Here is a 9,716-nt window from a genome sequence, read left to right on the forward strand (position 1 = left end):
CTGGAATCGGGGTAAAGGGTTGGTCGGTCCCGCCGGAGCGGGACTCAGATACCGTGCTGTTCGCGGAAGCGCCGGATATCCCGGCGGTCCTTCTTGTTGGGCCGCCGGGCCGGAGGTAACTGGGCCGCCTGCATGGTTTTACGCTGCCAGGCGAGATCCTCGCGACGTTTCACGCTGTCTTCGGTCTCGTGATAGAGCTTCTGGGCCTCGGGCGCGCCCCGGCGGCGGTCACTGATGTCGTCAATGATCACCACCTTTTCCTGCCAGCCCAGACGCAGGGTCACCTTGGCGCCGGTTTCCACGATCTTGCCGGGCTTGCTGCGCTGGTTGTTGTAATGAACCTTGCCGCCTTCGATGGCTTCCTTGGCCAGGGAACGCGTCTTATAGAAGCGGGCAGCCCAGAGCCATTTGTCGAGTCGTACCTTCTGGTCGTCAGCGTTGGTCGCCGTCATGTCTCCTCACCTGATGAGCGTATGGTCGAATTATAACCGGCTCACCGGTTCGATGGCAGGGGTTGGCGTTGCCGAAGTGCGGGCAGGACTTCGTTGAAATGATGGATGCTCGGGATTTCCGGGTGCCGATCCCGTGCCGGCTGCCGGCTGTCCGGCGCCAGGATGGCCAGGCATTGGCCGATGCCCGCAGTCCGGGCACTTTCAAGTACGGGGAAGCTGTCGTCCACCATCAGGGTGCTCGGGGCGGTGTAAGGAGTTACTGACTTCAGGTCCTGCCAGAACAGGGGATCCTCTTTGGGCTTGCCCAGGTCGTGGCTGGAAACGATGCTGTCCACATAACGATCAAGCCCGGTGCGCTCCAGCTTCAGGGCCAGTGGATCGGGGTGACAGTTGGTCACAATCACCGAACGCAACCCGGCGGTCTTGAGGGCTTCGAGAAAATCCGTGACGTGAGGGCGGTAACCGATGCGGTCACCCACTTCGGCCTTGAGCCCGGTAATATCAACGGACAGTTTCTCGCTCCAGTAATCGGTGCAGTACCAGTTCAGGGAGCCCCGCTCGGCCATGATCATCGGGATCAGGGTGTCTTTGGCCTGCTGCGGGTGCAGGTCGAAATGCTCGGCATAACGCCGGGGCAGATGCTCGAGCCAGAAGTGATTGTCGAAGTGCAGGTCGAGCAGGGTTCCGTCCATATCGAGGAACACTGTCTCAACGGAAGACCAATCCACCATAAACAAAACAGCCTGAAGAGATTTTCTTCAGGCTGCCGGAGAATACCGGCCAAGACAAGCCGGAAAAGTACGGATTTGTGGCGATCAGTTGCCGGACTGTTCCACTGTTTCCGGTTTCTTGCCGGTGCGGGTGCAGCCGAGGCAGCGCACGAAAGTGGCCTTGGCCGGGCCTACCACCAGGACTTCGCCGGCTTCACCGGCGTTGCCGCCGAGCGCGGAGAACGGCAGGGATACCAGGTAAACCGCACTGCCAATAATGGTGGTGGCCAGCAGGGCAGGGCGAACAAAGAGCGCGTCTCCGGTCATGGCCAGTGCAGACGGTGTCTCATCCACGGCCTGGGCGTGGCCAACGGATGAGAAAGCCATCAGGCAGGCTGCCAGGGTGGCCATGAGTGTGCGGGAAATCTTGCGGGTCATTGTACTGTCTCCTGAACTTTGTCGGCCCTGTTGATGCTCGGTTTTGGCAATATCGGCATGAGGGTCGGACATTTAAAGGACGACCCTACTGTAGACCGTGAGCATTAATCCTCTGTTAACTATGAATCATATTTGCGCATTTTCAAACGATTTTTCGTTGCAAAATGTGCGCTTTGCGCAACTTAGCGCTGGCATTTCGGGCAATAGACCGTGGAGCGGTTGTTCATGCGGATCTCCTTGAGGGTAGCGTCGCATTCCTTGCAGGCTTCACCGCCCCGGCCATAGACCAGAAGGGACTGGGCAAAATAGCCGGGCTTGCCATCACTGTTCACAAAGTCCCGCAGGGTGGTGCCGCCCATCAGAATGGCGGCACTGAGGGTCTCCCGGATCGCTTCGGCGAGTCGGTGGTAGCGGTCCAGGCTGATCCGGCCGGCCTTGCGTTTGGGGTGGATGCCGGCTTTGAACAGGGCCTCGTTCGCGTAAATGTTTCCCACACCCACCACCACGTGGTTGTCCATGATGAAGGACTTCACCGGCGTCTGCTTGCCACGGGACAGCCGGAACAGCAGCGCGCCGTTGAATTCCGGCGAGAGCGGCTCCGGGCCCAGATTCGCGATCAGCGGATGGCTGGCGGTGGTTTCGGTCCAGAGCCAGCAGCCGAAGCGTCGGGGATCGTTAAAACGCAGGATCACGCCGGAGGCCAGGGCCAGGTCAATGTGGTCATGGGCCTGGGGCGGGGTGTTGTCGGTAATGACCCGGAGGCTGCCGGACATACCCAGATGGACAATCACCGTGCCGCCATCGAGGTTTATAAACAGGTACTTGGCGCGCCGGTCCACGCTGCGGATGACCTGCCCCGTCAGTCGTTCGGGCAGATCCTCCGGAACCGGCCAGCGCAGCCTGCCATTGCGCACGACAACACCGGTGATGGTCTGGCCTTCGCAGTGGGGCGCAATGCCCTGGCGGGTGGTTTCAACTTCGGGTAATTCGGGCACGCGGTCGATCTCCGATGGTCTGCTGCGGGCATGGTTACCAAACAGGGCAGACAAGTGTAATCAGTAACAAATTTTCGGCCAAATTCGGTTGTTGCAGCGAACACCTGTACGCTAAAGTTGGGGTGTTGGTTTGTTTCCCCTTCGAGTGTTTGCGAATTACCCAGATGTATCGCCCGCCGAACGGCTGCAAGCCGCAGATCTGATTTTGAGGAAATACTATGTGGTTCAACGGTCTCCTTGACCTCTCGGTGCCGCAACTGATCCTGGTTGCCCTGGCCCTGACGCATGTCACCATCGTAAGCGTGACGCTTTATCTACACCGCCATTCCGCCCATAACTCGCTGGATCTGCATCCGGCGCTGGCGCATTTTTTCCGGTTCTGGCTGTGGCTGACCACCGCCCAGAACACCAAGGAGTGGACGGCTATCCATCGCAAGCACCACGCCAAGTGTGAAACCGAGGAAGACCCCCATAGCCCGGTGGTGCTGGGCATCCGGAAAGTGCTTCTCGAAGGCGCCGAACTCTACGCCGAGGCGGCAACCCCGGAGACCCTGCAGCGCTATGGCCAGCGCACGCCGGAAGACTGGGTCGAACGCAAACTCTATACCCCGCACAAGCACCTGGGCATCGTCATCCTGGCAGCACTCAACCTGCTGCTGTTCGGGGTGCACGGCATCTGGATCTGGGCGGTGCAGATGCTCTGGATTCCGGTCTGGGCGGCCGGTGTGGTCAATGGCATCGGCCATTACCTGGGTTACCGCAATTTCGAGTGTGCAGACAATGCCCGCAACATCTCCCCGATCGGCATCCTGATCGGCGGTGAGGAGCTGCACAACAACCATCACACCTACCCGAACTCTTCCAAGCTGTCCCGGCGCTGGTACGAGGTGGACATTGGCTGGGGGTACATCCGCCTGTTCCAGCTGTTCGGCCTGGCCAAGCCCAAGGGCTACCGCCCCATCGCCCATTATGTACCGGGCAAGCAGGACGTGGATGTGGAAACCGTACAGGCCATTGCCAACAACCGGTTCGACATCATGCGCCAGTACCGCAAGCGGGTGATGGAGCCGGTCCTGCGCCAGCAGAAGGCGCTGATGGACGACGAAATCCGCCCGCGCTACCGCAAGCTCAAGCGTCTGCTGTCACGGGAAGCTTCACTGATCGAACCCAAAGAAAAAGAGCATCTGGAAACCGTGCTGGAGCGGAACGAGATTCTCAGGCAGATCTACGAAAAGAGCCACGAACTCCAGGCCCTGTGGCGCCAGCGCGGGCTCAAGCCCCAGGAAAAACTGCAGGCGCTGATGGACTGGTGCAAAGACGCGGAAGCCAGCGGCATCCGCTATCTCGAAGAGTTCGCCGCGCACCTGCGGGCCTACTCGCTGCGGCCGGCAGCCTGAGCGGGCATCAATGAAAAAGGGGTCAGAAGAAAGCTTTCTTCCGACCCCGCCTTCCCGGGGTCTGATGAATACTTTCATCTGACCCCTGCTCCATCTCCTTACTTCAGCGCCTCCAGCTTGTCCACATACTGCTGCATCGCATCGTCCTTCGAAATACCCTTGAGCTTGTCCCACGCGTCATACTTGGCGCGGCCGACAAAATCCATCATGCCCGGACGCTTACCGGAGACATCGCCTTCGGTGGCCTGTTTGTACAGGGCATAGAACTCCAGCTTCATCTCGTTGGACGGCTTGAAATCGCCTTCGGCGGTCTGGATATAGTTCACCGCGTCATCGAATTTGGCTTTCAGGTCACTCATGGGATTCTCCTTGGGGTTGATCGTTCTGTCCTGAGGTGGATGCTGGGAGTATAGACAGCGGGCGGATGGGCGTCATTGACTGAACCGTCTACGCTGTTTGGAAGCGTGGTCATCTTGTTAAGTAATATGCGCTCAAAATAGCCCGCTTTGCTTTCTCAGGGTGCTTTAATGGTGTTAAATCGCGAGCAACGTATTCTTTGCTATTAAGTTTCCTCATGAGATTTCTGAAATTCGAGTTAGTCCCTCTTTTTGGGGTGTTATTGGTTTCCTCGCTCTTCGCCGCTGATCTGCCCGTTAAAAAGTCGGAATCGGGGATTTGTCACCCACCGATGAGTCCTTGGTACGAGAGAACGGAACATTTCGACTCCTATTCAACTTTCAAACATTGTTTATCTTCTGGAGGCAGGCTTCCCAGAGGGCTATCCACCACTGATGTAGTCTCTGCGCGTGAAACAGGAAAGTTGGAACCAGAATATCAGCGAGCTAACTTTGGCCAAGGTTGGGACGACAAAAATGGTGACTGCCAAGATAGTCGGGCTGAAGCCTTAATTGCCAGCTCAACTACACAAGTGCAATTCGCCTCCAAGCGAAAATGTCGCGTTGTAACAGGCAGATGGATAAGCCCTTTCACAGGAGAGGTTATACAGAACTCTGGGAATATAGATATCGACCACGTGGTTCCTCTGGCTTGGGCGTGGCGGCATGGTGCCGAGGATTGGCGTGATGAAAAACGGGAGCGCTTTGCCAACGATCCCGTGAACCTGTGGCCGGTCGAGGCGAGCCTCAACCGTAGTAAGGGTGCCCAGGGCCCGGACCAGTGGCTGCCACCGTCCGGTCAGTGCCAGTACGTCGCCCGCTTTTCGAGACTGGTCAAACAGTATGATCTCCAAACAACACCGCGTGAACGCGGATGGATAAAGAAGTTTCTGGAAGAGTGCCGCTGATGTTCGCTGGCTAGCGAGGGTTTCCAGCGCACAAACGACCGGACCGGGCCAGCGTCAGCACTGCGGAACGGCCATGATCCTTATACCTACCTGAAGGATGTGCTGCCCCGTCGGCCAACGCAGAAAAGCAATGCCATAAACGAGCTCTATTGCCTCACAACTGGAAGCCAGCTGTACCTGACGAAATGTGATGGCTGGGTGCTTACACCCTTCCGCTTAGGGCCTGCAATATGCATATACGGGATTCGCTGAGCCAAGCCTGTCAGTTACCCGGTGCAGCACTGCCAGGCGCAAGATGGAATTACCGGACACTTACCAACTATCTTGTTCCAGAAGCCACATAAAGTTGGTCGCTCCGAACACGTTGGATGACCTAGTTCGGGAGTGGTGGTCTCTCAAAATCTCCTCTTAAAAAAAGCGGACATTGGCGTCACCTTCTTTTTGCCCTTTTTTGTTTTTACTCCCCTGTCCAGAAAAGAGCTAGCTGTATGAGTAAAGGTTGGAGTCTAGCCAACGTAGTCCCACATTCCCGCAGACAATCAGTTTAGATGCTAGTCTGACCTGGCAAGCAACCAATGTGAGTCTGGAGATTGATCAATATGGATGCCCTTTCAAATGAAACTCTCATGGTCGTTTGGGTAGTTGCCGGTGCACTGACGGTTGCGGCTGTAGTCCTTTTCCTCCGCTCCAAACATCTGAAATCGAAATGTGAGACCGTTGAGGCAGAGCTAGCCGAACGCTCGGCGGAAGAGTTGGTCGAAGCGTTGTACGCTCAGAATGGCGAACTCAAAGAGAAGATCGCTTACGGTCGGCAGATGCTCGGAAAACTCACCGACGCCCATTTGAAAGCTCAAACCAAAGTTGAAAAGATCAAAGCTGGACTACCACCACCGAATTTCAAAGTGGATGATGATGAAGACCTCAAAGCGGCGATTAACCAAATTCGCGATAAACAGTACCGTTTGATAGAGAACAACGAGGCCACGACCTCCCTGACTGAATGGAGCTGGTTCGGCAGTAAGTCTGACGGAAAAATTCTCATCAAGACATACAACAAGCTGATGATTGGTGCGTTCAACGCAGAGGTGGACCTGGCTCGCAGCAAAATGCGCCACGGCAGCTACGACACTGCGATCAACAAGCTTGAAAAAAGCGTGAAAGCCCTTGAGAAGCTTGCCGAGACGGTAAACGTCCTTATATCCCCCCGGTACCTTCAGGCGAAAGAAGAGGAACTTCAGATCTGGCATTCCGATCTGGTGCGCCGGCAGGAGGCAAAAGAGCAGCGCAAACGTGAACGGGCGCTTCTGCGACAGCAGAATCAGGAACTGGGCCGGGGCAGCGATGATGACGACGAAGAAGAGCTTGGAAACGAGCTGGACGCTTGCGAGAAGGATCTGGCCAAAGCCCGGGAAATGGCGCTTCAGATCGCCGGGGATGACCTTGCCGAAATGGAGCTAAAGATTGCCGAGATTGAAGAGGAAAGGAGGCGGCTCGAGGAAAAGTTCCAGCGGTCGATTTCCCAGGCCCAAATCACCCGTGCCGGTTACCTCTACGTGATTTCAAACGTTGGCAGCTTTGGTGAAGACATCTGCAAGATTGGTATGACGCGGCGGCTTGAGCCCATGGATCGCGTTGTTGAGTTGGGCGACGCCAGCGTGCCCTACCGTTTCGATGTTCATACACTCGCATTTGTTCAGGACGCCCCAAAACTCGAGAAGCAGATACACACTGTGCTGACAGAGAAGCGTGTAAATAGGGAGAACCACAGAAAGGAATTCTTCTATGTTACTCCGGCTGAGGCCAAAGGCGTCATGGAAGAAATGGGCATCAAGTCGTCGTGGTATTTCGAACGGGAAGCGAGGGAATACCGTGAATCCGAGTTGCGACGGGAAGCCATGAAACAAGCCCGACGCGCACCGAAAACAGCTTTACAAGAGCTGCCAGAAAGCATCTAAGGACGCATCCATGGATCATTTAGCCATTGCCGCGGGTTCCGCACTTCTGATCTCCCTCCTCGCATTCTTGGTCGGCTTTCGCCTCTTTATAAAGTACAGAACCAGGCACGCCGGAATTATGGTCGACTACAAGCCGGTTGAGGATCTTAAAAAGGTGTCCGGAGGTATGCTCGGGGACTACCTTGAGCTCCAGCGGGACTATGAGAACCAGCGTGACGACCTGAAACGACTGGAACGAACGATCCACACTCACGAAGTTGGGGTGGGCACCATTGATGCGTCTACCTACACACCGCTGTTTGACACCCGGGATGTTGAATTCTTGGAGCGAGAGCTTGAAAAGGCCAAAGATCACGCGAAGGGACTGGTTAAGGCAAAAAAGGCCTGCATATCACAGCTTCCGAAAAACATGGTGCTCAACGACAAGAAAAGTGCGGCAAAGACGTTTGTAAACAGGGAGATTCGCCTTCGCATTCGGTGCCTCGACAATGAGGTTAAGGCGGCGATCGCGGCGGTTGAATGGAATAACATCAACCGCTTGGTGCAGCGGATTAAAAACAAATTCGATGAGATCAACGCCGACAGCAAACTCGTTAAGATTTTCCTAGAGCAGAACTACCTCGACGCAAAGGTGCGTGAACTTCGGCTTCACTACGAAATCAAGCAGCTCAAGGCAGATCTGAAGGAAGAAGAGCGCGAAGAGCGGCAGCGTATCCGTGAGGAAGAGCGCGACCAGGAGCGTGTGAGACAGCAGTTTGAAAAGGCTCAGCGTGATCGGGAGAAAATGCAGCAGCTGGTAGAGCGGGAGCTTGCCAAGATGGCTGAGGCCACCGAGGAACAAAAAGAGCTGCTGGCGATGCACCAGAAAGAACTGGACTTGCTCAAGGAGAAAGAGTCTCGGGCAATGTCTTTGGCTCAACAGACACGGGCGGGCTACGTCTACATAATCTCCAACACGGCGTCATTTGGCGAGGGTATCTGTAAGATTGGCATGACTCGCCGGCTGGATCCCAAAGACCGGGTAAAAGAACTGGGTGATGCGTCGGTGCCGGAATTATTCGATGTGCATGCCTTCATCTATTCTCAAGATGCCCCAGCGTTAGAAAAGTATCTTCACGACCGCTTTTCTGCTGCGCGTTTGAACCTCGTAAACCGTCGGAAGGAATTTTTCTTTACTCAGCCGGAGGAAGTGATCAAGGCAGTTGAAGACTACGAAGGCGATGTTTTGCTCGATCTCAACGATGATCTCGCCTACGTTTAAACCTGATAAAACCCGTCTTTGCTTCCGTAATTACTTGAATGTTCGCTAAGCGACCAGCCAGAGTTTAAACAAAAGCGAACATTTGCCTTTAGAAAGGCATTTGTGAAAAGCTCAGTCTCAATGTGTCCATGATAGCGGTGCGGGATCACGCCGCCGAAGTCAGCCGATATGAGTTCTAAACGAGATACCCATGATTATTGAAGTTAGCATAGTGGCTCTTGTCCTTTTAAAGCTTATCGGAGTTATCGAAATTTCATGGAATCTCACCATGATACTCGCGGTTGTATTGACCGTCGTTGAAATTAACTCCGTGGTGCAGCGAAAAAGGCTGGAGGCGTTAGTCTATAAATTGGCATCCGCTGTTGATAGAAAGGTCGATGATCTAGAGTTCGATATTGAGCAAAGTGAACAACGCATTCGCGATCGTAAGGAACATAATGGGTAAAGACTGCTAAATTCATTACAGGTTGGTATACGGGACACCAACTACCTGATGTTCCGTTGGCGCTCAATACCACTTCTTTAAAGGTCACAAGGAGCCTGTGTCATGGATTGGCTGGTCTGGTTATCGATAGCTGCTCTTGCACTTGGGGTTTTGCACGAAATTAACCGATTCCCCGCGATGGGTAACTCCCTACGCAAACTCCAAGAATCTATCGATGATCTTCAGTCTGAAAACGAGGACTTGAAGCAGCGTCTGTCGAGCCTTGAGAGCGACTATCAAGAGACCTCAGAACAGTTGGATCGAATCCGCGACCCCGAATATTGGCGGGCCATCGAACAAAAGGATGGGGAGGCTCTTTATGAACTGGAAAAGCAGCGTGGAGACATTTAACCAGTCATTCAGGTTCGTTCGGGTTCTAACCCGTTTCCACGGACGATTTTAAACGGCTGATGGACTTACCCCGATACGCATGGCACACCATAGTCTAAAACAGAACCTTGCGACTCAGATCCGAATGTTCGCTTTGCGACCGCAGCCCTTACCGGGTTTAAACAAAGACGAACATTCAAGCCCCTCACTTTGAGGATGGCTTCTGGCTGTCCCAAATCAATGGATTTGCCAAAACCCAGGCAGGGCGATTGTTGCCAATCATAGGCAAGGAGTGCTTTGTGGGCCGGTGCAAGGTAAGCGTCTGGCCATCACATCTTGTCAGATATAGCCGGCGTCCAGTTGTGGGGCAATAGCTCGTCGATGGCGTTGT

General features: G+C 54.7%; 12 protein-coding genes. 7 read left to right on the top strand and 5 right to left on the bottom strand.

The annotated features are described in order from the left end of the window. Positions 1–44 precede the first annotated feature (44 nt). The 4 genes from hslR to mutM all read right to left on the bottom strand — a co-directional run bounded on the left by hslR (position 45) and on the right by mutM (position 2,595). The gene (gene hslR, locus ACESMW_RS17520; RefSeq protein WP_091998052.1) at positions 45–452 is read right to left on the bottom strand and encodes a ribosome-associated heat shock protein Hsp15; all 408 of its coding nucleotides are present in this window, start codon (positions 450–452) and stop codon (positions 45–47) included. A gap of 41 nt (positions 453–493) precedes the next feature. Beyond that, positions 494–1,183, bottom strand: coding sequence for a GMP/IMP nucleotidase (gene yrfG, locus ACESMW_RS17525; protein ID WP_372988273.1), 690 nt, complete (start codon positions 1,181–1,183; stop codon positions 494–496). An 84-nt stretch (positions 1,184–1,267) separates the two neighbouring features. Next, positions 1,268–1,600: a hypothetical protein gene (locus ACESMW_RS17530; protein WP_113861591.1), complete on the bottom strand. Its 333-nt coding sequence runs from the start codon at positions 1,598–1,600 to the stop codon at positions 1,268–1,270. A 182-nt stretch (positions 1,601–1,782) separates the two neighbouring features. Continuing rightward, positions 1,783–2,595 (bottom strand): bifunctional DNA-formamidopyrimidine glycosylase/DNA-(apurinic or apyrimidinic site) lyase, encoded by an 813-nt coding sequence (gene mutM / locus ACESMW_RS17535; protein WP_372988274.1) that lies wholly within the window; start codon positions 2,593–2,595, stop codon positions 1,783–1,785. 218 nt (positions 2,596–2,813) lie between these two features. Between mutM and ACESMW_RS17540 the strand changes: the two genes are divergently transcribed. Further along, positions 2,814–3,992 (top strand): fatty acid desaturase, encoded by a 1,179-nt coding sequence (locus ACESMW_RS17540; protein ID WP_372988275.1) that lies wholly within the window; start codon positions 2,814–2,816, stop codon positions 3,990–3,992. A gap of 98 nt (positions 3,993–4,090) precedes the next feature. Here ACESMW_RS17540 and ACESMW_RS17545 read toward each other — a convergent pair whose 3' ends face one another. Next, positions 4,091–4,351 (bottom strand): acyl-CoA-binding protein, encoded by a 261-nt coding sequence (locus ACESMW_RS17545; protein WP_372988276.1) that lies wholly within the window; start codon positions 4,349–4,351, stop codon positions 4,091–4,093. A 215-nt stretch (positions 4,352–4,566) separates the two neighbouring features. On the opposite strand from ACESMW_RS17545, the gene ACESMW_RS17550 reads away from it, so the two are divergent. The 6 genes from ACESMW_RS17550 to ACESMW_RS17575 all read left to right on the top strand — a co-directional run bounded on the left by ACESMW_RS17550 (position 4,567) and on the right by ACESMW_RS17575 (position 9,346). Further along, entirely contained in the window at positions 4,567–5,295 is a 729-nt protein-coding gene (locus ACESMW_RS17550; RefSeq protein ID WP_372988277.1) for an HNH endonuclease family protein, read from the top strand. 90 nt (positions 5,296–5,385) lie between these two features. Next, positions 5,386–5,547 carry a hypothetical protein gene (locus tag ACESMW_RS19030; RefSeq protein WP_411289446.1) on the top strand — a complete coding sequence of 54 codons (162 nt, stop codon included), beginning with the start codon at positions 5,386–5,388 and terminating at the stop codon, positions 5,545–5,547. A gap of 347 nt (positions 5,548–5,894) precedes the next feature. After that, on the top strand, positions 5,895–7,250 hold the full coding sequence (locus ACESMW_RS17560) for a DUF4041 domain-containing protein (protein WP_372988281.1): 1,356 nt from the start codon (positions 5,895–5,897) through the stop codon (positions 7,248–7,250). Positions 7,251–7,260: 10 nt separating this feature from the next. Then, positions 7,261–8,511, top strand: coding sequence for a DUF4041 domain-containing protein (locus ACESMW_RS17565; protein ID WP_372988278.1), 1,251 nt, complete (start codon positions 7,261–7,263; stop codon positions 8,509–8,511). Positions 8,512–8,701: 190 nt separating this feature from the next. Further along, the gene (locus ACESMW_RS17570; protein ID WP_372988279.1) at positions 8,702–8,956 is read left to right on the top strand and encodes a hypothetical protein; all 255 of its coding nucleotides are present in this window, start codon (positions 8,702–8,704) and stop codon (positions 8,954–8,956) included. 102 nt (positions 8,957–9,058) lie between these two features. Next, on the top strand, positions 9,059–9,346 hold the full coding sequence (locus tag ACESMW_RS17575; RefSeq protein ID WP_372988280.1) for a hypothetical protein: 288 nt from the start codon (positions 9,059–9,061) through the stop codon (positions 9,344–9,346). Positions 9,347–9,716 lie beyond the last annotated feature (370 nt).

The organism is Marinobacter sp., from assembly GCF_041690455.1.
In the GTDB taxonomy this organism is placed as follows: Bacteria; Pseudomonadota; Gammaproteobacteria; order Pseudomonadales; family Oleiphilaceae; genus Marinobacter.

Coding starts and splice junctions, on each gene's coding strand:
- hslR (WP_091998052.1), bottom strand. CDS start 452: ATGACGGCGACCAACGCTGACGACCAGAAGGTACGACTCGACAAATGG.
- yrfG (WP_372988273.1), bottom strand. CDS start 1,183: ATGGTGGATTGGTCTTCCGTTGAGACAGTGTTCCTCGATATGGACGGA.
- ACESMW_RS17530 (WP_113861591.1), bottom strand. CDS start 1,600: ATGACCCGCAAGATTTCCCGCACACTCATGGCCACCCTGGCAGCCTGC.
- ACESMW_RS17540 (WP_372988275.1), top strand. CDS start 2,814: ATGTGGTTCAACGGTCTCCTTGACCTCTCGGTGCCGCAACTGATCCTG.
- ACESMW_RS17545 (WP_372988276.1), bottom strand. CDS start 4,351: ATGAGTGACCTGAAAGCCAAATTCGATGACGCGGTGAACTATATCCAG.
- ACESMW_RS17550 (WP_372988277.1), top strand. CDS start 4,567: ATGAGATTTCTGAAATTCGAGTTAGTCCCTCTTTTTGGGGTGTTATTG.
- ACESMW_RS17560 (WP_372988281.1), top strand. CDS start 5,895: ATGGATGCCCTTTCAAATGAAACTCTCATGGTCGTTTGGGTAGTTGCC.
- ACESMW_RS17565 (WP_372988278.1), top strand. CDS start 7,261: ATGGATCATTTAGCCATTGCCGCGGGTTCCGCACTTCTGATCTCCCTC.
- ACESMW_RS17570 (WP_372988279.1), top strand. CDS start 8,702: ATGATTATTGAAGTTAGCATAGTGGCTCTTGTCCTTTTAAAGCTTATC.
- ACESMW_RS17575 (WP_372988280.1), top strand. CDS start 9,059: ATGGATTGGCTGGTCTGGTTATCGATAGCTGCTCTTGCACTTGGGGTT.